Source organism: Photobacterium sp. DNB22_13_2 (assembly GCF_052873915.1).
The window spans coordinates 321,293-345,201 of record NZ_JBNNXU010000006.1 but is presented as its reverse complement, the minus strand read 5'-3'; the positions used below and the strand labels follow the sequence as shown (position 1 = coordinate 345,201).

Sequence of the window (23,909 nt, the reverse complement as noted above, 5' to 3'; positions counted from 1 at the left end):
AACATGATGGTTCGCCTCCGTATTATCTCAAACCAAAGCCTAGCGGCTTTGGAGTGAGGCGGACCATCTAATTAAGCCTTCCTCATTCCGCTTCAGGAGAAGTGGTGACTAGGTGGGAAGAGGAAGGCTGAAGGATTGCTCAAAATGCTGTTGTTCCTGTTTGGTATTCAGTTGGCTTTGATGCAGCATTAGAATCGATTGGATGATCTTAGTGCCTAGCCCCATAGTGCCGCAGGGGGCTTGCGGGTCGATGTCATTCTCCATGGAAATACCTAGCCCAACTGGATCGGAATTGATAGTGAGTTGTATCTTACTCGCTGACGGTGCGTGCCTAATGGCGTTGTCAAACAAGTTAGTGAATAGCCGTTGCAATAATTGTCTGTCACCGAAAACTGCGTCTTGCGTGGGAATATTTAGCGCTAGCTCGACTTTCTTTTTACTCGCCTCTGGTTGCATTGTGTCAATGACGTCCTGAAGTATATGACCGAGCTTCAAGGTTTCAAATTTCGGTTCGGTGAGTACCGATTGCTGGCGAGCGATATCGATTTGTTGTGTTAATAGGTCGGATAACTTCAAGGCATTACGCTGGGCGGTGTTGATTAATGGATCCGGTTTGGTGGCCTGAATTTGCCAAGTTTCAAGGTAACCCAGCACACTGGCGAGTGGGGTCTTGAGATCATGGCTGAGTTGTACCAGCAGTTCGTGGCGTTTTTGCTCTTGCTGCTCAAGTTGGAGAAACTGCTGCGAAATAGTTCGTGCCATAAGGTACATCTGCTTAGCGATGGGTTTTAGTTCCGCCACTTTCAGCATGGCCTCGGGTTTTAGGCGATATCCATTTTCAGCCTGTGTTTTCAGGTCTTGTGTGACACGCCTTATCGGGTTTAGTAAGGTTGCTTTAGTGAGCATATATACCGTTAAGCTGAAACCTAGAACAAGTATTAAAGCGGCCGAGGAAACCCAAGCTATTGGCGAATGTAGTAATGAGTTGAAATCACTGAACTTGGCGGCGAGGACACGTTGTTCGCTACCAATGACGACGTACAAATACCCAAGCGTAGTATTACCTTCTGTAATAGGCGCGACAGAAAATACTTTCTGGCTCAAAGAATCACGTGGATCATCGCCTAAGATAGGAAAAGGTTTGTTGGCGAGGAAATTTTGGATGGGCAAGAGATTGATTTGTTGCCTGATAATTTTTCCTTCTGGTGCCGCATGGCTTTTGATATTACCGTCGTTATCGAGGAAGTAAATTTCAAAATCAGGGCCGAGCAGCATCAGGGTATGAAAGATGGATTTCAATGCCTTGGGGTTGTAGTTACTGCCTTCCATTAGTGGACTATCATCACGCATATGCACCGCCAATTCACGATGCAGGTTTTGCTGTGTGCGTTGTTCAATATAGGTTTGCTGGTAGTTAAATAAACCACCAATAATGACAATAGACAGCAAAAACCAACAACCGGTCAGCAGAACAAGCCTCGTTTTAAAATTCATATCAGCCTCTCCAGAGTATTGCCGCGCCATCCAATATCAGGCCTCAAATTTGTATCCCACACCCCAAATGGTATGAATGTATTTGTGCTCTTCGTTGCTGGCATTGAGCTTGGTTCTTAACCGGTTAATTGTGCTACAGACCGTGTGGTGGTAACCCGAAAACTGGGTCTGCCAAACAGCCTCGAGTAACTCATCTTTGCTATATACGCGTCCCGGCCTCTTGGCCATAAAATGCAGTAAGGTAAATTCAGTCGCAGTAAGGGAAATAGCATCGTGTTTGAGTTCAACCTGATGGGTGGCAGGGTTGATGATCAGATCACCAAAATTTAATACATTAGCGCGGCTATCATCGGACGCTTGAATGGCAAGAACTGTATCGTTGGCGGCATCTTTTTTACTAAAGTGCTGGCGGCGCAAGATCGCCCTGATTCTGGCTTGAAACTCCAACACGCTGAAAGGCTTAGTTAGGTAATCATCGGCGCCAGATTCAAGCCCTTCAACCTTATCCTTCTCGGTATCTCTAGCCGTTAATACCAATACGGGAATCCATGGCTGACTACCTATTTGCTGTTGCCGTATCCCTTGGCACAGGCTCAAACCATCGCCATCTTCCAGCCCACGGTCAAGCACCAGAAGATCAAAGGTTTGTTCGGTCAAAGCTTGCCTGGCCTGTTGTAGACTCGTTACCCGAACGACATCATGCCCTTGGAAGGACAGATGCATGTTGATCAGGTCGGCAAGGTCATTATCATCTTCTACGATGAGGATCATTGCGGCTGGTACCTGTTTTTCAGCTAAGGTCATTGTGATATCCAATCATCTGAGGAGCTGGCTCCCTCAGATGACCGGATTGCGACTGATTTCTTTCACGCTATCGTTAGAGAAATGTCGAGATAGTTGTCATTACTCTGTACGGGTAATGATCAGTTGGGCTGCTGGAGACTGGAAGCGGTGAGTAGCGTCCAGTACCGATGTGCTTAAACCATCATCTTTGCTGATCACACCGGGATGGAATGAAACACGGTCGTTATCGTCGCGTTCGTTATTGAACCCTTCCCCGCCAGTTGCTGGGCCCGGAATAGTCTCGGCGGCTTCATCATTGGCCTCGGTACCTGAATCCCATGCTGGCATGGCGATGCGCAAGGTATCGCCAACCGCCAACTCGGCTAAGTCCATCGCGGTTTCAGCAACAAAGGCATCATTGGTATTGACTAACATGCTGGCCACAGAGAGATAAGATGATGCCGAGGTATCCATTGTAACGGTCACAGAATCGCTGTCAGCTGGCAGGATCACTCCGCTCCCAGCCGCTTGTACCGAGATACCGTCAGCTTGTTCGCTTAGTAGGGCGCTGTTATCTCCGCTTTCCGCGAGCATCTCAAGTGCTTCTGATGCGGGTTGACCGACAGTGAATAGCTGGTAGTCGTTACTATGACCAATGATAGCTAGTGGTGACAGGGGCTGGTTTGCCGAGGTGTTTTTAACCTCAACACTGAAAGTGGCGAGTGTCTCTTCTGGTGGCACAGGATCATCATCCGTGTCGGTCGGGCACCCCGCCAATAGCGTGACGCTCGCAGCGAGCAAGAGTAAGCGATAGTTCTTCATACTGCCTCCTTACTTCACGGTTACGGTAACAATGGCAACAGGGTTGAGCCAGCGATAAGCCGTACTGCTGATATCACTGATGCCGCCGGCAGGATCGGTATCACCGAGGTTACCCGGGTGGATATGAACACTGTCATTTGTAACCGTTGTTTCGACACCCGTCCCCCCAGTACCAAAGTTGATGAAAGGTGGATTTGGCATGCTGCCAGCGAGCTCATCATTGGCTTCGGTACCGGCATCATAACCGTTTAAGCGTACGGTATAGGTACCCGGTGTGGATGGGATTGGCCAACTATCTAAGCCGACAAAACCATCATTGGTAGGCAACAACATGGCAGTAATGGTAAGGCTATCGGCATCGCCGGTATCCATACTCGCAGTGGCTGAATCACCGGGATTGAGGATACCGCCAGCGGGGTTCGAAATGACAACAGCTCCGGCGTTACTGGCGAGGGATGATAATGGAACAATATCTCCGCCTTCGGCCATCTGCTCAATTTCAGAACTGGCTGTTTCACCGCTACGAAACAGGAAGATATCGCTGCTATGGGCTGCAACCAATAAAGGGGTGAAATAAATATTTTTGGTCGCATTGGTGATGGTGACATCAATTTCCGCTGCCTGGGCTTGCTCTGTGCTTATGAAGGCTGCCGTAAGTGATAGGGCAGTGAGTGTCTTGTTCATTGTTCTTTCCCTGTGTTGGTGAGTTACCTTCACTATGGCGAATAAATCTTGCAGGACTCTCCAAAAAATCTCACAAATTTCTCACAATGGTTTTAGAACCTAGAACCTAGAACCTAGAACCTAGAACCTAGAACCTAGAACCTAGGAAGAGCAGAACCTTGTTCATTGGAAATGCCGGAAGAGCAATAGTGTCCAGACAACGACGGGGGGGCGTGAGTTTGTTTATAGAACCCAGCATCTATATTCTTGATGAATAAACCTTCCTCCTTTAGATTACGTATTGTTTTATATAGCCAAGTAGCTTGGGCATAAATAAGATATTGATAGGAGATTGCCATGAACCGGGTACACCCTAAGTCGCTGTTTGGCAGCAAATGGACCAAAGTGGAAGTGGAAGGGCGAGAGAAGCATTTCATGGTGATAGACGTCGAATACGACGAAAATCAAAAAGTCGTTAGTTGCCTCATCCAAGCGGTCATTAATCACCGAATGTTTGAACTAGATTGGCGTGAATTAAAAGACAGTAGCCGTTGGCTAATGGGGTGGAAGTGAGGGGGGAGGCTGTAGTGGCGAATATTTTTCATCGACAGGATTGACGACCTGAATTGTTGTTAGGCGTGATCGGTTATATAACCCGCATCCTTTCTTAAATTGTGAAAAAGTGATGCAGAAGTTAATTGATGCGCTGGCGACCCAAGGTTTCTTCGTCTGGGATGATTTCCTTTCTCCTGAACAAGTGAACGACCTGAAGTCTTGTTTGCCAGGGAAATGGACTAAGGCCAGAATTGGCCGCAATGATGAAGTCTCTCGTGAGTCATCCATTCGTAGCGATAAGATCCATTGGCTAGCTGCTGAACAAGGTATCGCGGCTCAGGATTTTCTGGAAAGAATGGAAGCGATTCGCCGTGAAGTTAACCAACAATTCTTCTTGGGCTTGTTTGAATATGAAGCCCATTTCGCTAAATACGAGAAAGGTGACTTCTATCAGAAGCACCTTGATTGTTTTCGCGGTAATGAAAACCGCCGTTTGACCACTGTTTTTTATATGAACGACAGCTGGTCCGAAGAAGATGGTGGTGAATTGGTGGTCTATGACCTTGATGATCAAGAGCTAATGAAGTTAGCACCTAAATCGGGCCGCCTATTTGTGTTTTTATCCGAGCTATTTCCCCACGAAGTGCTGCCAAGTAATGTCGAGCGCTTTAGCATTGCAGGTTGGTTCCGCATCAATGGCGTGAAAAATAACACCTTAGATATTGCCCATTAATGAGCTGTAGAAAGACATTAGTGGCGAATATTTACCGCTATGTAATTGAAAATTGTAATTTTTTGTAAAGTTGCGAATTGCATTCATACTTTTTTGGTATTTTACTTGCTGCGGTATCCATCATTTTGAATTGGGTATGAAAAACGTAAGTCTGAGGGTGAGTGATGGGTAAATTATTTATTGGAAGGGACACAATCTCAGATATCAATGCCGTTGAATATCATTGGATTGCGTCATTAAGCCATGATGGTGTAGAGGTTGAGTCTATTCTTGCGCTAATTCAGCGCTGTCTTGGAGGTGATGAAATTACCGCCGAGTATTTACGAAAAATCGCATTAAAAATATGCCAGCCTATAGAATTACTACAGTATCTCGAGAGTTAACTGTCGTCTCCTGGTTTTATTACTTAGCCATACCCTGCCGGACTCAGAGTATGGCTATTTTTATTTCATAACAGATTTAATCCAAAAGCGGCTTTAATGTTTCCTAGGGTTTGTTCTGATTCTTCTTTCGCTTGTTTATTTCCTTTCTTCAACACCTCAAAGAGATAGCTTTTATCTGCGATAAGTTCCTGGCGGCGAGCTCGTATCGGCGAAATCAGCCTTTGCAGGCAGTCGGTAAGAATTTGCCCATGGATTTAGACATCTTGCTTTTACCGTCTGAAGAAAGGTTGAACAAAGGCTGGGTAATAATCATAAGCATGTTTATCATATTTTTGCTGGGGTCAACCCCGATGCCAATATAGCACTGCTGGACAGGTGTGTAGCCGCATCGAGGTTGAGTGGAGAGATGAATAACTAAAGTGCTACTCTTCTTGGTTAGACTGCTCGATGAGCCGAGTGCGCTCGTTGGTTCCTCTATTACGGATTTCGTGCATTACAAAAATTAACGCATCACGGGTCCATGGTTGGCCTGATTGTTCATCATATTGATTTGGCAATTCGACTCCCTCTGGGGCATAAGCATCAATACCTGCATCTTTTGATGTGTTGATGGTACGTAGGCTGTGTTCATAGAAACCGACGACAACAGCTTTGCCGAGCTTATCGGTGCCACCGGCTAATTTGACAATTTCTTCTGCAACACCGATGGTGCTCAGGTAAATGATCGTGCCATCACTACCAACCTTGGGGTATATCGCAGTGAGATCTTTAGCATCAATACGATCGCCAATTTCCTGCGCGATTTCCCATTGCGCGTATACTGGCTTGCTATTTTTTTCGTATATTTCCACTACCGTATCTGCCAATGCTGTGTTCATTGGGCCAGGTGATTGATTGCCGTTCTCTGCTATGCGGTTACCGAACGCATAGGCAATGATGCTATCAGCTTGATCGATTGGCAGTGGTTCACCTTGCCAGGTCAGTAAGTTTTTCATGATGAAATCAGCGGTATGAGCAGCAACTTTTTCATCCTTTAATTGTTCAGTTAATTTCACTGTTATCGCGGCTTGTAAGTCGGCATCTGATAATTTTTCGGCGCTGGCAAAAGGTGAAATCAGAACAAGAACAGATATTACAAGCACAGCAGATTTAGCAATTATATTCATATTAACTCCTTCCACTTTGTAAGGGGATAAAAACTCCATGTTAAAGGCTAGCAGTGAAATGAATTTCGGCGACTTGTCACTGCGATATTTCATGTAAGGAAGAGAAAGTAATGAGTAAGTAAATTTGTGCGACAGATCTGAGAATTGATATTCATCTGCAAGCATTTATTTTCTTTTGGTCGAGTTAACTATACTCAAGGAGATGGTGTTTAAGTATCTGAAATTAATAGCCAATATGAATGCGCCATTTTGAGTGTTGAACCGAGAGTTGTTTTGAAAGGAGATTGAAATGCGGTTAGCAATGGCGGTAGGAATAGCGTTAGCATCCTCAATGGCGATGGCAGACGGTGCTAATGTTGATGTTGAGCATGCCAAGCTTGAAAAGCAGCCCACCTTCCTTTCAAGTACTACGGTTTTAGCCGAGCAACCAAATTATACCTCCACCTATTCAAACTCTCCTTATACCAATACGACGTGGGAGCAGGTACCAAGAGAAGCGTCAGTGTATGATTCGCCTTATAACGTTGCTCTGTTTTCGGGGGAGAACGGCGAGGATATTGATCGTTTGTGGTCACAAACCAAATCTATTTTTTGGTATGGCGTGGGCGTGGCGGGCTTTATCGCTTTGTTGCCAGAAGATATCTCCAACTGGGATACCAGCGATGATCGCTTGTTGGAAAAATGGTGGGATAACGTAAGGGATGGTCCGGTATGGGATAGAGATGTGTGGTACATCAACTATATCGGTCACCCCTATTTTGGTGGTGTGTACTATCAAATCGCGCGTAAATCGGGATACCGCCAGTGGGATGCCTTTGTTTACTCCTTCATGATGTCGACCTTTTATTGGGAGTACGGCGTAGAGGCCTTTGCTGAAGTCCCTGCCATACAAGACATTGTGGTGACTCCCGTATTGGGGTGGGTGTATGGTGAATGGGCCTTTAACAAAGAGCGAGAGATTATTCAGGGAGGCGGTAAGGTCTGGGACTCAGAATGGGTGGGTAACACTTCGCTGTTCTTACTCGATCCCGTTGATAGCCTCGGCCGTGGGGTAAACCATTTGATGGGGCGGGATGTCGTGAAGTCAGGTACTGGTTATATTGGTTATCAGGATGTTGCTCTGGCTAATGGGCAAACGGATACTCAGTTTAATTTTAATATGAACTTCCAGTTTGGGGAGGGTGAAACGAGTCCTGCGATGCGACGCAGTTATACTCGGGTCCGAAACGTAACGACCAGCGATCCTGTTGACTACGGGATTGTCGGGATCTCTGTCGGAGGTCGCTATCTGGATTTGGATGATGAATGGGGCATTGAGAACAATTGGGCACCGATGATCACTCTGGGCCTTTATTATACGCCATCGTTGTCTTCCCGTTTGCAATATACCCGAGTTGATACTGACAGTAAGCTAACGGGTGAAAGTATTACCTATGAAAACTATAGCTTTGATTTCCAGTATTATTTCCTTTCCGAACATGATGTTCGCCCTTATATTAATGCAGGTATCGGCGAAACTCTGTTAGAGAAAGATCGTGATACCACAACTTTCCAAGTCAATGGTGGGTTGGGGTTACATTATCAATTAGACAATAACTGGGCACTTCAGGCAGATTGGGTGCATTTCTATAGCGGCAAATTATCGACCAATGATGATCTGTTTTCTGGGCAGTTGGTATATCGTTTTGGCCGCGGTGAGCGGTGGTGATAAATATATTATTACGCACTTTATTGTTACATTTTATGCCGATTTGATTTAGATCTCAAAGTGGCATAATTCTGCTTATAAATTATTTATGCGCGATATTTATCACGGTTTTTATAGTCCCATTGCAGATACTAATTTCGAATAACAACAATTAATTGAAATTAGATAATGGTGCGATCATGAAAAAAGGAATTATCAGCATACTCTCCCTCTCTGTATTGTTTGGTCTCGGCGGCTGTAACAGCGATTCAGAAGCGATTGATTATGGCAAGAAGGCAACGAGTTACCTAGTCAGTATTGCCGATGAGATTGAAGGGATCGGTGCGAGAGAGGCCAGTACACCTGAAGAAGAGGCGATGGGAAACTGGCTTTACGACAAGTTGACTGGCTTTGGATATGATGTTGTTGTGCAGCCATTCACCTATCAGAAAGGCGATCAATTACTTTCTTCGAAAAACTATATTATTGAGAAAAAAGGGGAGAGTGAGAAAACTATTGTCTTGGCTGCACATTATGACTCTACTGGCTCAGATCATGGTTCATTAGGAGCGACAGATAATGGTGCAGGGGTGGCGGCAGCGGTTGCAATTGCCGAAAACTTGATGCAAGAGTCGTTGCCTTACACAGTGCGTATCCTTTTCCCCGGCGCGGAAGAAAACGGCTTGAACGGATCGCTGCATTACGTGCGTCAGGCACTGGATAATAACCAATTAGACAATGTTATCGCCATGATTAACTACGACACTGTCGGAGGGGGAGATTATGTTTATGTCCATGCAGCTCACACTGATTACGGTGAGTACCAATCCACCTGTGAGAAATTAGGCCTCAGTGAGTCTGATTATAACGCTGACACCCATGTCCGAGATGCCATGCTACAGGCATCGATAGACGTTAAAGGCGAAGACGGTAAATATACGGTTCATCCAGAATTTCCTGGGTATCCGGAAGGTGAAACGGGCTCATGGTCAGATCATGCAGGGTTTGCCTGCGCTGGTATACCAATCGCTTATGTCGAAGCCACTAATTTCAACATTAACGGTCAGTGGGGATACGACGGTTATTCACAAACGACGAACCCAACAGCTTGGGATTGCTACGATGCGGAAAATAAAACCGCATGTGATCGTGACAGTGAAACTAAGTGGGGCAAGATTTGGCACACCGAGTTTGATCGGTTGGACAAACTGGAAGAACTATTCCCAGGCCGGGTGGATCAGCAATTGAGTGATAATGTGAACATCGTACTGCAGTTGCTAACGTCAAATTCTTACATCAATGAAAAATAATAAATAAACGATAAAAATTTCTTGTTTTACCTACTTGAGATTTATGGTTATAAATCTCGGTATTCTTTCAAAGATAGGTATACCCAGTCACTTGGGTATACCTACCCAAAAACTCGCTAGGTAAATGGGTAATTAGTATCAATTTTAGCATCTTTGGCCATCATACTTTCTGATGGCCTTTTTTTATCGCCTAATTATTTATTACTCAGCCATTAGTTATTTCGCTATTCAGTGCTTTGGGCTGAGCCTCACAGTTTGTCGAATAATACCCGGCAGAAACATCTGTAGTATCGTATATTCGCATATGTTTAACTGACCGACATATAGAGGATGAATGGCCAAGCAAGCAGCCCACAATGAAAACCCGCAAGATACCTCAGATGCTGATGCCATTGGCCCGCTAAGCTTATTCTCCTCGTACGAATCAATTCATATCGAGTTACGTAAACCACATCATATGCCTTGCTATCACTGGCATGGGCAAATTGAAGTGAATATCCCCTTTGGTGATGATGTCGATTACGTTATCAATGATCATCCGTTTACCATCAGTGATGGCCATGTTGGTATTTTTTGGGCCACGACACCACATCAGCTTATCGAGCCGGGAAACTCGAGCAATATGGGGATTTTAAATATTCCCATTCATTACTTTTTGTCTTGGCCACTTGATGAGGCGTTGCTCAATCAGATTACCCACGGTGCCGTTGTACAGTCTGCGCTGCCTAATCTCGTCACCGAACAGCAGATTGCGTTCTGGATGGAAGAGAGCAAGAGTAATGATATCGGCTTTCGTCAGTTGGCTGCTGATGAAATCTCCCTGATGCTAAAAAGGGTGTGTTTGACGGGGTGGGAAAAGCTTACCCATACCATGGAAAGTAAGGGCAGTATGAAGGGGCTATCGAAGCACTCCCAGTTCCATGTCCAGAAGATCCTTGAGTATATTGCTTGTAATCATGATTCATCGCTGACGGTGAAAAATATCGCTGAGCATGTAGGATTGCACACCAATTACGCGATGAACTTGTTCCAGAGCGTGATGAAGATGACCATTAAGGAATATGTCACCTCTATGCGGATCAATCATGCTCGTGCCCTGCTGACAGATACTAATCGGACTATATTGGATATCGCTCTGACGGTCGGATTTAATTCCAATAGTCGCTTTTACGAAACCTTTCAGCGCTATATGAAAATGACGCCAACCGAGTTTCGCAAGCTTAGTCGTAAAAGCAATAATCTCGCACTGCATGGCAGCAGTTTGGTATAAACTTCAATCCGAGTTACTATTTCAAGCTAATTTTGATTTAGCTTGAATGATAACAACACCAACATGAATGCCACTCTAAAACCTCAGATCATTGATCTTATTCTCGCCGATTTACAGCAAGCCTACCAAAGTGCATTGCATGCCGCCGATCAGGCACACAGTGCTGCGACTGATGATCAAAGTGTGGCGGAAACCCAATATGATACCTTGGCTATCGAAGCAGCTTATCTTGCCCATGGTCAGTCACAGCGGGTTGCAGAGTGTCTTGCTGATATCAATGCTTATGAGAAGCTTAAGTCAGCATTGCCGCAAGCAATCGAAGAGATCGTTTTAGGCTGTTTGGTCCATATTCTTGATGAAGATGACAACGACAAGTGGATCTTCTTTGGTCCGACTGCTGGTGGGATCAAGGTACAACTCGAACAACAAGAGGTTGTTGTAGTAACACCGACCTCCCCGCTGGGTGAGGCATTGCTTGGCCTGATGGTGGGCGAAGACGCAGAAGTGCACCTTGGAGGTAAGGTTGTGTTCTACGAAGTAGAGGCTATCTGCTGATAGTATGTACTTACCATATGACATGTTTGGATAAAGAAACGAGGAAGCTTGCTTCCCCGTTTTTTCGTTTATGCTTCAGGCTCTTGTTTAGTATCGGCCATACTGAGCAATGAACGGTTTGGGTTGTCCATCATTTCATCGTATAGCGCGACCGTTTCCTTGAACTGCCCTTTTTCTTTGCTTGGTACCGATGAGGCCATTGGAATGTTGGCAGTCATTGGGTTTACCGCACGGTTTCTGATCAGGAATTCATAGTGGATATGTGGTCCGGTTACACGGCCGGTGGCACCTGCAAGGGCAATTCGCTGGCCGCGAGAAACCTTCTGGCCTTTGCGGACAAGGACCTTGCTGTTATGCAAGTAGCGGGTACGGTAGTTGGTACCGTGCTGGATCACGACATATCTGCCGGCATAAGGGTGGTTGACGACTTGGGAAACCACACCATCGCCCGTTGCGATCACCGGTGTACCTGTTGGCGTGGCAAAATCAACACCGTTGTGTGGCGAAATACGGCCCGTGACAGGGTGTCGTCGTTTAGGGTTGAAACTCGAACTGATGCGGTAGGTACGGTTCCGTTCGTAAGGGTAGCGCAGGAAGGCACGCTGCAGGCTTTCGCCTTTCGAATCGTAAAAATTACCATCGCTGTGAAGGTAAGCTGTAGTGGCTCGGCCCCGGCTGTGGATACGAATAGCACGAATTTCATGCTGGCCAGTTATTGTATCGTTGACCGACTGGCGTGAAACCACCACTTCGAAGTTATCCCCGGCACGGAGATCTCGGGAGAAGTTGAGCTTCTCTTTTAGCAAGCTAGTAATTTCATAGATCTCTGTTGAATTCAGCCCAGCCTTTTGTGCAGAGACAGAGAAGCTGCCGTGGATCTCACCGCTGGCGATGATATCGTCCCAATCACCAGGAATGGTGATTTCCTCAAGCTCAAAACCATTGTCTTCTACCCGTTGATAGGCGACTTTTTGAGCAATGCTAAATTCCAATTCCAAGCGGTTGAGACGCCCTGCGGCCGAATCAACCCAAAAACGCATAGTATTGCCTGGCTGCAGTGTATCAATCTTCAAATGGTTGAGATCGGCTTCTTGCAGTTCTTGAATGCTTCGTAAAGGAATATTTAGTCGGGAGAAAATTTGGCTAAGTGTGTCACCTTTTTGAATGGTATATGCGTAACGAGGTGGCTCATATACGGGTTGATCAGCCTGATCGCTAGGAGACCATTGAGTTGTATTGATCGCAAGGTTGAGTGGAACCGTGCGTTGAGTCGTACTGGTTTGTGTTAGCAGCGCTGCTATCGTCAATAGCGAAAAGCCTGCTATCCCTAAAAATTTGGTCGACATCCACTTTCGAGAAAGCGTCGAGTTTTGCGTAGACATGGTAGAAAGAACTCGTCGTATTTATTGCTGATTTTTATGACAGATAAAGGTTCTTTATCTCGGGCTATGGAGTGTTGTTATCATTTTCCATAACCATGAATTTTTTTTGAATGTTTATAACTATGCATCCATTAAGGAGCGCTAGTCTGCCATAAAGAGACATCGGGTGTGTTAAAAAGGTTCCGTGATCGCAAAAAAATCAGTTTTCTTGCGTAAAAGATATCCGATATGTGAAGTATGTTTGATTTTTTACGGCTTAGGATAGCTGGTGAATGTCAAAGCAGAAAAAAGCGACTCTTAACATTGCCCTGACAGAAGGTATGCGCTCTAGTTAATATGATTGGTTAATAATGCATCGAAATGCATTGGGTTAACAAGAATATCAGAAGGAAGAGTGGTTTACAGGTGGTTGAAACTTGAGCAGGGTGAGGAGTTGGAAGTATCGATGACAGCGCTCTGGTTAGAGCGCTGCTTTTTGTAGATCCGAAATATTAAATAAATCGAATTTTAACGGCTTGTAGGTTGCTGCTCGAGTCATCCATAATGAACTCGACTAAGCTACCTGACGCTGGTTGGCCTTGGCTGGCGATGTTTACGCCGCAGAAACGAATGTCGCCGCCTAGATCACAAGTGATAAGGCCAGTGCGGTTAGTTGGGTTGTAGCTGCGGATAATGCCGGTATGTGAAATCATATTTTTTCCTTCGTGCCCAAACTCTGCATTCTGTCCCGACTAGCATATTCATTGTTTGCTAGTGATTGGGAACTTGCGTTGAGTTTGTGGCTATCAAATTGAGTACAAATGCTGAAAACAGCGCTTGTCTTGCCGGAATGTCAGCTAAGGCTGATCCGGTTTACTCATTGACCTTTACTATTGGGCGTCAGGAGATCACCAACTCACTGACTCATCACTGCGGAGCGCTTGCAACATAGCGCGGCAGTGGCAATAAAGATAATCTTCTTGGGGTGCATCTAACTTTGGCGAGAAGTGAGGTGTATACTTCGAAAATCATTTGTCGGTCTGAGTAGCAGACCTCGACAAACTAACCCTAAACGATGCCGTTGTAAATACATTAAATTGCAAAAAATGTGATGTTGATTAACTCAAGTAGGCATTTATAGTCTGAGCTATCTACAGATGCAGTAAGTTTGGCCCGTATTTCGAGCCAAATTCTTGCCTATGCGAGGCCGCATAGCTTACCTCTCTCACTATTTTTTGTGTTCTACCGCACTTTACCAAAGCTCTGGTTTGTTGAACGCAGCAACACAGGCTGAGTTGCCGGTTAGCGGCACTAATGGTTGAGCGGTGAGTGACTGTGCCAACCAACCGTGTGGATGAGACAGTGGTAACGGTGCCTTGAACTGCTGCTCAGTTATACACTTAAAGCCGATTTGACTGTAAAAGTTCGGATCGCCATACGTAAAGGCCAGCTCGATACCTTGTTGCTGCAGTGTGTCGAGGCCAAATTTGATCAGCGCTTGGCCGATACCTTTACCTTGGCTTTGGGTAATTACTGCAACTGGCGCCATCAAGAAGGCCGTTTTGGCTGATTCAAATGTCAGGCGGGTAAACAGAATACTGCCAACAATCTTATCTTTTTCCTTGGCAACAAAGACGAAAAGGTCATCGGCTTCTGTTGATGCCAATAATTCGCTTACCAAATTGCTGATCACTTTGCCCTCGTCTATATCTTCAGCGTCAGAAAAAGTTTGGTAAAAGAGTTGAATGATTTCTTCAGATTGATGGTGTTGGTAGATGCTGTACTGCATTATTAGCTCCTCACAAAGTTTGTACAAAAGCATAAACTGTGAAGTTATAGACAGGTCAATACTCAATACCAACAATTTCTGCTGGCTTAAACGTTAGTAGAAATTAAAAATGTGAATAGTAGAAGACAGTGAATCAGTTGGACATAAAACAAGTTATGGCTCACAAAAAAGTTGAAAAGTGGTGTATTAGCAACAAAAAAAGTAGGTAAAAGAGCCATTCTTCTTGTTTTCAACGCCGTTTCTTAGTGATAGTCTGAATTGACCGTAGGTGTTTCAACCTTCATTTGGATTCAAGGATGGATTTATGAGTTTGAAAGAAGACAAAAACTGGCGCAGCACAGAACGAGATGCGCTATGTACCGAGTATGAGATTTACGTCGAGCAAATGAAAAGCCGAGGTCTATCTTGGGTTGATTTTAATGACTGGCTAGATATCTAGTCCAAACCACTGACTTTATTCTTCTTTTCGCCTAGCCGTGATTCTCTAATCGCGGCTTCTTAATGTTTGCCATTTTGTACATAGCCTTACACTTCCTAGATTAGTCACAAGATGAATGATTTCGAACTTCCAACCTACGATTCCCTTCAAATAAACACCGAAGTCATGGCTAATGGTGAAACGCGCTCTCGCATGAAGTCTAATGATGGTTCAGGGTATATTCGTACCCGTTACCCCGATGAGCAGGGAAGTTGGCAAAACAGCCATGTTCACCACACGACCTTCGAAACTTATATCGTTCAGTCAGGCTCAATTCTTTTTGCCGAGTTAAAGAATGGCGATGTAGAGATAAAAGAAGTGTGTGCGAATGAAGTGCTAACGGTGAAACCCGGCGTACCGCACAATGTCTATGTCTTTCCGCGAACTGACTTACACACAGTTAAGCATGGTCATAGCCAGCCAGATGATTGGCATGCCTGCCCAGAGTTAGATCGTCTTCTGGCCGAAAGCTAATTTAACTGACGGTTCTTCTTCCTCCTAAATACATTTTTTGATTGTTTCTTAAGCAGTCGAACTTCTCATATCCATAAATTGACATTTTTTTCCGTCTTTTTGCCGTCTCGTTCGTCTTCCTGTTGTTACCCCTTTTCTATGGAGACCACGGTTTAATAACATATGAATATTATCTGGAAATTGCGGGGCTACATAAAAATGTTTGCCCGCCAATATTTGATTGCCATTGTGATGCTACAGGTGGTCGCATTGCTGAACCTGGTGCCATCTTGGCTGATAGGACGAATTGTTGACCTTATCAGTGTGGGTGAACTGACACTGGCTACCTTATTATTTCACCTCGGTGGGATTGTTGTCGCCGCTGTTGCCATGTATGGCTTGCGCTATGTTTGGCAGAGCAGACTTTATGGCGCATCGATTGCCATTACTAAGGTACTGCGTAAGGACTTGTTCCAGAAGTTCGCCAAGTTATCACCGTCATTTTATTCCCGTCGTAGTACAGGCGATCTGATGGCCCATGCCACCAATGATCTCAATGCCGTCGAAGAAGCTACGGGAATGGGGATCATGACGCTGGTGGATTCCTTGATAGCTGGATTTACCGTTATTTTTGGCATGATTTTCGTTGTCAGTGGAGAGCTGACGACTGTTGCCCTGTTGCCTTTCCCGTTGCTGGTTTTGGTCACGAGCCGATATGGGACTAAATTGCACAAAGCATTTGGTCGTGCGCAAGCCGCATTCTCAAACCTCAATGAAGAAACCCGAGAAACCGTCTCGGGGATCCGCGCAGTGCGTTCCCATGGTATTGGCCAACGTCAGGAGCAGCGGTTCGGCCAAACTCTTGACGAAACCTTGGACGCAAACCTTGCAGTAGCTAAAGTAGATGCGGCGTTTGGGCCGACTATCCAACTGATTTACGGCTTATCGTTTGTCATTTCCCTTGGCTACGGTGCATGGCTTATTAGCCATGGCAGTATTACCGTTGGTCTATTTACCACCTTTACGCTCTATCTTGGTCAGTTATTAGGGCCATTTATGCAATTTGGTTGGCAGTTCAATGTTTTCCAGCGGGGGAGCACCTCATGGCAGCGTTTGGAAAAGTTGTTCGCAGAAAAAGAGGATGTGGTTGAAGGCACGGAAGTACTTCCTGCTGATGCAAAAGCCAATTTGTCGATCAAGATTGATTCATTTGCCTATCAGGGTGCAAATCGACGCGCATTAGAAGGTATTGAGCTGGACTTAGCCAATGGCGGTTTTGTGGGTATTACTGGACCGACGGGCAGCGGTAAAAGTACCTTGCTGCAATTAGCACTAAGGCAGTTCCCGCTCAGCCCATCATCAACGATCAGTATTGGTGGTCACTCTATTGAAACACTGACCTTTGAGTCTCTGCGCGACAAAATGGCGTGGGTGCCGCAAAAGCCATTTTTGTTCTCCGGCACCATTGCAGAAAACATTGCGTTGGCAAAACCTGAAGCCACTGAAGACGAGATTGCTTTTGTCGCCGAGATGGCCGGTATTAAAGCCGAAATTGACGCGATGCCGGACGGGTTCAGCACCGAATTGCGTGAAGGCGGCACCAACCTTTCTGGTGGGCAGCAACAACGGCTGACATTGGCTCGAGCATTGCTGTCTGATGCAGATATCTTACTGTTGGATGACCCATTCAGTGCATTGGATATGAAAACTGAGGTGATCGTACGCCAGAACTTGAAGACACACTATGGGCACAAGACATTGCTGCTGGTGACGCAGCGGTTGACCAACCTGATAGAGGCTGATCAAGTGTTGGTGCTCAATGATGGTCAGATAGAAGAGCGCGGCACGCACCATGAATTGGTCGCTAAGCAAGGCTGGTACGCAATGGTGTATCAGCGCCAAAGTCAGCTAGTAACAGATTTACAAGGTAAAGTGGTGACAGAAAAATCACAACAGGTAGCGGTCGACATCTTCGCCGAACAACCAGCAGGAGATGCCCATGCTTAAGCGATTGTTGGCATATTCATTGCCACATAAACGCCGTTTTCTGGCGGCATTTGCCATGCTGGCCGTTGCGATAAGTGCTGAAATGGCGATCCCATGGTTGGCGAAGATCATTCTTGATGATGTGATTGTGCCACAGCAATTTGAGTGGCAGCACTTGGTATGGCTGACCGGTCTGGTAATGCTGTTTTATGTCATCTCTGCCATATTTTCCTACCTTCAGGCGGTGACATTTCGTCATGGCGCGTTGCTGGTGGTAAAGGATGTCAGGAAGGAGCTGTTCGGTCATGTTGTTAATTTTCCTATCCGGACCTTCGATAAACAGCCTACGGGAAAATTGGTGTCTTATATCACCAATGACACGGAATCGATGCGCGACATGTATGTCTCGACCATTCCGACCATTATTCAGGGTGGCTTACGTATCGGGGCTATCTTTATCGCAATAGCCTTGTTGGATTGGCGCTTAATGCTATTGAGTTTGGTACTGATCCCGGTACTGCTGCTGACCATGCATCTGTACCGTAAGATCTCTATGTCGGTATTCAATGGTGTCCGTACCCAGATCAGCAATATCAATGGACGGATTAATGAGTCATTGCAAGGCATGGCATTGATTCAAGCTTTCCGCCAGGAAAAGGCCTTTACGGAAAAGTTTGAGCAGGACAATCAGCGCTGGTTTGAATTTAGAACCAAATCGATTGCTATCGACAGCTTGATGCTGTTGCCGCTAACCCGTTTGGTTTCTACGTTGACTGCTGCAGGTATCGTTGCATGGTTTGCTAATGGCTCGCTAACGACAGTGGTTGAAGTCGGGACTTTGTACGCATTCTTGAACTATATCGAACGTTTCTTTGATCCATTCAGACAGCTGTCGATGGAGCTGCGCAAATTGCAGGTCGCGACGGTTGCATCCAAGCGTGTTTTTGAACTATTGGATGACGATTCTGAACGAGAGCGTCACCCTAAAGCCTTTGTTGAGGTGTCGGAGCAACATGATATTGAGTTCCGCAATGTTAACTTTGGTTATGAGGAAGGCAATCCGGTGCTGTCCGATGTCAGCTTTACGGCCAAAGGGGGCAAGTTTACTGCCATTGTTGGTCATACCGGTAGTGGCAAGAGTTCGGTGATCAACTTGTTGATGCGTTTCTATCGACACCAGCAAGGGGAAATATTGATCGGCGGTCAGCCGGTTGGATCTCTGCCGGATGCTCAGCTACGCAAGATGTTTGGCTTGGTCTCGCAAGACCCGACTATTTTTAGCGGCTCGGTGCTGGAAAATATCGATCTTTCTCGCAGTGCATTGGATATCGATAAAGCAAAGTTTGCCGCCAAACAAGTGAAAGCGCATAAGTTTATTGAGCGTTTATCTGGCGGGTACGACCATAGGCCCGGCCATGGTGGGGCATCTTTATCGGTGGGGGAAAAACAGTTGTTGGCTCTTGCGAGGGCGATTTCACATGATCCGAAAATCTTTTTGCTCGATGAGGCAACGGCCAACATTGATAGCGATACCGAGGAAGCCGTGAAAGAGGCGTTGGACAGTATTCAGGATGGCCGCACGGTGATCACGGTGGCTCACCGCTTATCGACCATTCAGAACGCCGATCAAATATTGGTGATGAACAAGGGTAAGGTGGTGCAAAGCGGTACCCATGATGAGTTGATTGGCTTAGAAGGCGACTACCAAGACTTATACCTGGCGCAAAAAGCACAGGAAGAGAGTGAACACTTGAGTAGTTCGCTGGGTTTAGTTGGCGCTACAGCCGCCTAATTGCAAAATTTTAGAGTAGTAAACGATGACAAACGAAAAGTATAGTTTTCTGTCGCAGCAGATCATTGAAGACGCCTGTGAGTGGGCCATCATGCACGGTGTCGCGTTTAGACAAGCTGACAATACGGCTCGGCACTGCCCGTTCAGTATTGCGCCGATGACCATGGAGCGTGAGGTGTATGAGCATCTACTAAAGGTGACGCCGCTAATCACCAAGCTGATCAGCCATGTCTCTGAAGATCACGACTTCCTGCAAGCCTCATTGGGGGATATGGCCAAGGCGGATCCGTTTTTTGGCCGCTTGATGGAGCTCCATCAGCAAGCTCATGGTGATATCAGTAGCAGCCCTGCGCGCCAACCGCTATTACTGATGCGTACCGACTTTATGGATGATCGCCAACACGGTGCTAAGGTGATTGAGTTCAACGGTATTGCAGCGGGTATGGGGCCGTTCGGTCAGCGTGCAACGGAGTTCCATGCCTTTATGCAAAACCAGTGGCCGCAGACTTACCTAGATTGGCTGGAAGATAGCGATGCGGTACCGGCAGAGAACCAGGGGCTTGAACAACTTGCCTATGCGATTGCGACTTCAGCCAAAAGGATTCAGGAGGATTTTAATGCTCAGGGTAAACCGACCTTTTTGATGGTGGTACAGAAAAATGAAGATAACGTCTATGACCAACATTTGCTTGAGGTTGCATTGCAAAAGCTGGGGCTGCGTACCGTTCGTCGTACCTTCGACCAACTCAGTACTCAGTTGTCGACGGGGGATAACCAGCGTTTGATACTCGACGGTGTCGGTGCTATCGACGTGGTCTATTTGCGCGCGGGTTATCAGTATTCAGATTACTGGGCACCAGAGCTGAACGAATCTATCTGTTGCCATACCTTGAGCCAGACTCGCTTGTTTATCGAGCAGCATAATGTGGCAGTCAATGCGACAATTAGTCAGCAACTAGCGACCAGTAAATCGATGCAGATGCTACTGACCATGATGCCAGCAGAGGATTATGCCCGCTGGGGGTTGAGCCTTGATGAAGCGCAGTTAGTAAAGAGTGTATTGGCGGAGATGAAGCCGGTAAATACTGAGACTATCGACTGGTTTAATACCCAAGCAAATCAGCATGAGTGGGTGCTGAAAAACCAAGGGGAGGGAGGTGGTCATTGCGTCTTTGGTAAGGATATCAGCGATAAATTGAGTCAAATATCACCTGAAGAATATGACGCTTGGGCCTTGATGCAGCGCTTATACCCGCATGAGCGAGAAACTCCAACTATCGCCGTACGAGATGTCGAGCAGACGATGGTGGATGACTTGGTTAGCGAAATTGGCCTGTTTACGGCATATTTCAATGGTGAGCCAATGACAGAGTTAGATGGCTATGCAGGGTATTTGATCCGCAGTAAACCGGCGAGTGAAAACGAAGGGGGGATCCACAGCGGTAAGGGGATCCTTGATTCATTAACCTTGGTCGGCTAATCGAGCGTCAGGAAGTAGATAGAGACAAGGAGGCTGCGAAGCCTCCTTTCTCATGTGTTGGCTGGTCATCATTGATGCTTAGGCTTGTTAACGGCTACATTCTAAATAGCTCAACCCGAAGGTGATTGTCGTCTTCGTATGCAATGACTGATTGGAAATTGCCATCTTGCTCTATTGCTTCAGAGAAGATGTCTTTGTCTTGCGTGTCGCCGATGAACAGGACCTGAGTGGATTTTATCATCAGACCATCTTCATCGAAGCTTGAGGTCAAATCTTCATCAACTACGCACACAAGTACCTTGCCGTAACGGGCATTGAGGTCTATATCGTGCGCTTTCGAGTACTGAACTTTGGTTTTGAGTTGTGACTCGACTGTATCGACAAGCCCAACAAAGCGATATAAATCGGTAGAGCAAGTCTGGGTTAGTTGCTCCACTTCATTACTTAGCACCGACTCCAAGTTACCCTCAGGGTGGCGGCCGTGTGCAATCCACTGTTTCGCTGACTTTCTTATTGTTCTATATCTATTGGATTTAGCGATACGTTTGAAGTACTTAACTAAAATGTTGTTTCTTTCAGCTAAGGTAAGGTGCTTGTCCAGTTTTTGGAATTCAAGGTGCAATAAAGCATTGGTACTAACATCGAGCAACAGCTGGGTTTGGTTCATTAACGTACTATCCAAATCTCTACAAGATTATCGGACTCATTATATCGAAGTTCGAATACTTTTTTTACACTTTATATCAATTACAGCCAATTGATATCACTTTATATCAATTGGCTGGTGTCGCTTGTTGTACGAAGATAGAAGTTTTGTTTATCGAGCTGATGTGGTTCAGTAATGTTTGTTGATCTTTGCGCAGCGAAGAGCTGTACCGTGAGGTTCTATCAGTTGCTCAAGATAGCCTAGGAGGGTTCCAACACTGGTTTGAAGGCACTTAGGAAGCCAGTGTTGAAATGATAGTATCCCAAATTAATGCTCCCGAAATCGGTTAGTTAATCTATTTGGTGGTTTTCCTTGAGGAAGCTCTAAATTTTGCGACTTGAATGTATATTCATGTGGTTAGTAATATCCAAGTGCCAGTTCGTTTTTTAGTCTTGTTCTGAATGTTGACTTCAATATTTCACCAAGTTGAATATTATTACTTAGGTCAATAATCGAGAGTGATTCTATCCAATAAATATCAGTAAGAAAGTGTAAGTCTTTTGCTAATTCAAATAAATCATTTATTGATAAATTACTAATATTTTCATTCCATGCTGGTGTGATATCAATAAATATTGATCTTTGAGAACTATTGTTTTCATACTCATGTTGTAAATCAGCATGAGAACGATCTATTAAAATCATTTCACATTCGCCTTCGCCGTTATCATTTACACTATAGAGTCGATCATTAATGTGAATGTTTATTTTGTTATCTTTTTCTAGTGAATCGCATAATGACATTATTAGCTATCTCTTTAAGTTTTTTGGAATTTAAAATTAAACTATCACTTGTTTATTGTTGGTGCTATGAATATGAGAAATTCACATTTGCAAGTCGATGTTGTAAATGAACAGGGAAAATAATATCTGTTATGCGTAGTAATTTCATATTCACACCTTAATATTGCACTCAAACCAATGATTTTATTGCCACTCCGTTAGGTATAAATAACTACGGGATTGGCGATGATCGTAATCAATGCGTCTATCTGGGGACCTAAAGGGATGACCTTGCGAATGGTACCCAACTTGATGCTGCTTTCTTACCGACGTTTGTATCGGGTGAGGTATAGGCCAAGCCCGATACAAACCGGGTCTAATCGAGAGAAAACAGATCTTGAAGGCCATGCTTTTGCATGAAGGTCAATAATATCAATAATTCTGGTCTTTATTTTAATATAAATTACTGGTTGATAATTTATGCAGGCTGTTGTTATTGAAAGCTTTATTTATTTTACATTGGTTATTTGCTTATTATTTATTGGCAAGTTTGCCACAATGCGTTAAGGGGTATTATGGAAGTACAGTATTCCAGAACCAGTTATTGGTGGGTTCTATTTCGTTGATAGGCGGAGTAGGTCAAACTATGGCTTGGTTTCCGACTTTTGCTGAAATGGGTGTCGAAGGTGCCGCAAAGATCGGAATAGCCAGTAATGCGCTAGGGCTTATTTTTGCCTGTCTTGTTTGGGGGCCGATTGCAACTACCTGATAAAAAATAATCGATTAGAAGTTAGTACAGATCACCAGTTAGACATTGGCGTTTACCATAGTGAAGCGGTTAAGCTGGATCACTTCGGCTATACATATGCGTGGTTAATGTTAAACCTCAGCTTGATGGTAGATTACTTTATTAATATCGCTTTACCTGACATCGGGCGCCAGTTACCCATATTTTTCGCTTGTTTATTGGTCGGTATTGTTATCGGTAGTTTTAAATCAGTGGTGTTGAAACATAAGGTAAGTAAGAACGTTCAACTAGGGCAAACCCTTATATCGGATGTTTGCCTCGGTATGTTCTTGACGATGGCGCATATGGGGCTTCAGTTATGGTAATTACAGATCTCGGTAATGTTTTTAAGTGTTGTTATGTTACTTCTGGTGGTTATGTCGATTTGCTTTACGGTACTGGTTGTCTTCCGGGCGATGGGAAAAAATTATGAAGCAGCGGTTATCAGTTCGGGTTTTGGAGGCATTACATTAGGGCCAACGGCTACTGTTATTGTAAATATGACCACGGTAACCCAGCAATGTGGCGCTGCACATAAGGATTTTATCATTGTTCTATTGGTGTGTGGTTTCTTTATTGATATGGCTAATGATTTGATAATAAACACCTTTATTCGATTTTTTAGTGACGTGGCAGGACAAAAACTTGAAATACTCAATGCTGGCTGTTGAATAATGTTTTTTTTAACTTTAATCAACGGCCATTTTGGTATGGTTAGTATTTAAGCGGTTAGCTAAAAATCAGGGGAGGATAGGCATCGAAAACTTACGGATGCAAGAAATGAGAGAGGTATTATAGGGTTTTTATGCAATTTATAATGATAAAAGAGGTGTGATCTGACCGATTATTATTGAATTTCTGTGAGCAATTTATCAAAAAACGATAAAATCACACGGGTTTTGTTATTCTCTCACTGAGATTACATTCAAAAAT

23 protein-coding genes and 1 pseudogene are annotated in these 23,909 nt (G+C 45.0%); 14 read left to right on the top strand and 10 right to left on the bottom strand.

The annotated features are described in order from the left end of the window. Window positions 1-108: 108 nt before the first annotated feature. The 4 genes from ACVA58_RS12135 to ACVA58_RS12120 form a co-directional block, all read right to left on the bottom strand. Window positions 109-1,494: an ATP-binding protein gene (locus ACVA58_RS12135; RefSeq protein ID WP_446510701.1), complete on the bottom strand. Its 1,386-nt coding sequence runs from the start codon at window positions 1,492-1,494 to the stop codon at window positions 109-111. A gap of 36 nt (window positions 1,495-1,530) precedes the next feature. Beyond that, window positions 1,531-2,298, bottom strand: coding sequence for a response regulator transcription factor (locus ACVA58_RS12130; RefSeq protein ID WP_446510700.1), 768 nt, complete (start codon window positions 2,296-2,298; stop codon window positions 1,531-1,533). A 99-nt stretch (window positions 2,299-2,397) separates the two neighbouring features. Continuing rightward, the gene (locus tag ACVA58_RS12125; RefSeq protein WP_446510699.1) at window positions 2,398-3,099 is read right to left on the bottom strand and encodes a spondin domain-containing protein; all 702 of its coding nucleotides are present in this window, start codon (window positions 3,097-3,099) and stop codon (window positions 2,398-2,400) included. A 9-nt stretch (window positions 3,100-3,108) separates the two neighbouring features. After that, window positions 3,109-3,783: a spondin domain-containing protein gene (locus tag ACVA58_RS12120; protein WP_446510698.1), complete on the bottom strand. Its 675-nt coding sequence runs from the start codon at window positions 3,781-3,783 to the stop codon at window positions 3,109-3,111. Window positions 3,784-4,119: 336 nt separating this feature from the next. Between ACVA58_RS12120 and ACVA58_RS12115 the strand changes: the two genes are divergently transcribed. From ACVA58_RS12115 to ACVA58_RS12105, 3 genes are all read left to right on the top strand, one after another. Beyond that, window positions 4,120-4,335 (top strand): TIGR02450 family Trp-rich protein, encoded by a 216-nt coding sequence (locus ACVA58_RS12115; RefSeq protein WP_255042588.1) that lies wholly within the window; start codon window positions 4,120-4,122, stop codon window positions 4,333-4,335. A gap of 112 nt (window positions 4,336-4,447) precedes the next feature. Further along, window positions 4,448-5,050, top strand: coding sequence for a 2OG-Fe(II) oxygenase (locus tag ACVA58_RS12110; protein WP_446510697.1), 603 nt, complete (start codon window positions 4,448-4,450; stop codon window positions 5,048-5,050). A gap of 164 nt (window positions 5,051-5,214) precedes the next feature. Continuing rightward, complete coding sequence (locus ACVA58_RS12105; protein ID WP_446510696.1) at window positions 5,215-5,433, top strand: hypothetical protein; 219 nt, start codon at window positions 5,215-5,217, stop codon at window positions 5,431-5,433. 422 nt (window positions 5,434-5,855) lie between these two features. Here the strand turns inward: ACVA58_RS12105 and ACVA58_RS12100 are convergent, their stop codons facing one another. Beyond that, entirely contained in the window at window positions 5,856-6,599 is a 744-nt protein-coding gene (locus ACVA58_RS12100; RefSeq protein ID WP_446510695.1) for a hypothetical protein, read from the bottom strand. Between the two features lie 289 nt (window positions 6,600-6,888). Between ACVA58_RS12100 and ACVA58_RS12095 the strand changes: the two genes are divergently transcribed. The 4 genes from ACVA58_RS12095 (at window position 6,889) to ACVA58_RS12080 (ending at window position 11,421) form a co-directional block, all read left to right on the top strand. After that, the gene (locus tag ACVA58_RS12095) at window positions 6,889-8,307 is read left to right on the top strand and encodes a DUF3943 domain-containing protein (protein ID WP_446510694.1); all 1,419 of its coding nucleotides are present in this window, start codon (window positions 6,889-6,891) and stop codon (window positions 8,305-8,307) included. Between the two features lie 179 nt (window positions 8,308-8,486). Then, a complete protein-coding gene (locus ACVA58_RS12090) occupies window positions 8,487-9,596 on the top strand; it encodes a M28 family metallopeptidase (RefSeq protein ID WP_446510693.1) in 1,110 nt (369 codons plus the stop codon). 334 nt (window positions 9,597-9,930) lie between these two features. Next, window positions 9,931-10,866, top strand: a complete 936-nt coding sequence (melR, locus tag ACVA58_RS12085) for a transcriptional regulator MelR (protein WP_446510692.1) — start codon at window positions 9,931-9,933, stop codon at window positions 10,864-10,866. A gap of 42 nt (window positions 10,867-10,908) precedes the next feature. Further along, window positions 10,909-11,421, top strand: coding sequence for a GreA/GreB family elongation factor (locus tag ACVA58_RS12080; RefSeq protein ID WP_446510691.1), 513 nt, complete (start codon window positions 10,909-10,911; stop codon window positions 11,419-11,421). A 68-nt stretch (window positions 11,422-11,489) separates the two neighbouring features. Here ACVA58_RS12080 and ACVA58_RS12075 read toward each other — a convergent pair whose 3' ends face one another. From ACVA58_RS12075 to ACVA58_RS12065, 3 genes are all read right to left on the bottom strand, one after another. Next, window positions 11,490-12,803 carry a peptidoglycan DD-metalloendopeptidase family protein gene (locus ACVA58_RS12075; RefSeq protein WP_446510690.1) on the bottom strand — a complete coding sequence of 438 codons (1,314 nt, stop codon included), beginning with the start codon at window positions 12,801-12,803 and terminating at the stop codon, window positions 11,490-11,492. Between the two features lie 491 nt (window positions 12,804-13,294). After that, window positions 13,295-13,495, bottom strand: a complete 201-nt coding sequence (locus ACVA58_RS12070; RefSeq protein ID WP_446510689.1) for a hypothetical protein — start codon at window positions 13,493-13,495, stop codon at window positions 13,295-13,297. Window positions 13,496-14,034: 539 nt separating this feature from the next. Continuing rightward, window positions 14,035-14,571, bottom strand: a complete 537-nt coding sequence (locus ACVA58_RS12065; RefSeq protein WP_446510688.1) for a GNAT family N-acetyltransferase — start codon at window positions 14,569-14,571, stop codon at window positions 14,035-14,037. Window positions 14,572-14,875: 304 nt separating this feature from the next. Between ACVA58_RS12065 and ACVA58_RS12060 the strand changes: the two genes are divergently transcribed. The 5 genes from ACVA58_RS12060 to ACVA58_RS12040 all read left to right on the top strand — a co-directional run bounded on the left by ACVA58_RS12060 (window position 14,876) and on the right by ACVA58_RS12040 (window position 20,760). After that, window positions 14,876-15,010, top strand: coding sequence for a hypothetical protein (locus ACVA58_RS12060; protein ID WP_446510687.1), 135 nt, complete (start codon window positions 14,876-14,878; stop codon window positions 15,008-15,010). Window positions 15,011-15,121: 111 nt separating this feature from the next. Continuing rightward, complete coding sequence (locus ACVA58_RS12055) at window positions 15,122-15,523, top strand: cupin domain-containing protein (protein ID WP_446510686.1); 402 nt, start codon at window positions 15,122-15,124, stop codon at window positions 15,521-15,523. Between the two features lie 162 nt (window positions 15,524-15,685). Further along, window positions 15,686-17,509 carry an ABC transporter ATP-binding protein gene (locus tag ACVA58_RS12050; protein WP_446510685.1) on the top strand — a complete coding sequence of 608 codons (1,824 nt, stop codon included), beginning with the start codon at window positions 15,686-15,688 and terminating at the stop codon, window positions 17,507-17,509. Then, the gene (locus ACVA58_RS12045) at window positions 17,502-19,280 is read left to right on the top strand and encodes an ABC transporter ATP-binding protein (RefSeq protein WP_446510684.1); all 1,779 of its coding nucleotides are present in this window, start codon (window positions 17,502-17,504) and stop codon (window positions 19,278-19,280) included. The genes ACVA58_RS12050 and ACVA58_RS12045 overlap by 8 nt, the downstream gene beginning before the upstream one ends. 25 nt (window positions 19,281-19,305) lie before the next feature. Continuing rightward, the gene (locus tag ACVA58_RS12040) at window positions 19,306-20,760 is read left to right on the top strand and encodes a glutathione synthase (protein WP_446510683.1); all 1,455 of its coding nucleotides are present in this window, start codon (window positions 19,306-19,308) and stop codon (window positions 20,758-20,760) included. A 94-nt stretch (window positions 20,761-20,854) separates the two neighbouring features. Here the strand turns inward: ACVA58_RS12040 and ACVA58_RS12035 are convergent, their stop codons facing one another. Both ACVA58_RS12035 and ACVA58_RS12030 read right to left on the bottom strand, forming a co-directional pair. Further along, on the bottom strand, window positions 20,855-21,427 hold the full coding sequence (locus ACVA58_RS12035) for a DUF2913 family protein (RefSeq protein WP_446510682.1): 573 nt from the start codon (window positions 21,425-21,427) through the stop codon (window positions 20,855-20,857). Between the two features lie 396 nt (window positions 21,428-21,823). Further along, window positions 21,824-22,210, bottom strand: coding sequence for a hypothetical protein (locus tag ACVA58_RS12030; protein ID WP_446510681.1), 387 nt, complete (start codon window positions 22,208-22,210; stop codon window positions 21,824-21,826). A gap of 475 nt (window positions 22,211-22,685) precedes the next feature. Between ACVA58_RS12030 and ACVA58_RS12025 the strand changes: the two genes are divergently transcribed. After that, window positions 22,686-22,958, top strand: a complete 273-nt coding sequence (locus ACVA58_RS12025) for a sodium/glutamate symporter (protein ID WP_446510680.1) — start codon at window positions 22,686-22,688, stop codon at window positions 22,956-22,958. Beyond that, window positions 22,934-23,647, top strand: a pseudogene (locus ACVA58_RS12020) (sodium/glutamate symporter). The gene ACVA58_RS12025 and the pseudogene ACVA58_RS12020 overlap by 25 nt, the downstream one beginning before the upstream one ends. Window positions 23,648-23,909 lie beyond the last annotated feature (262 nt).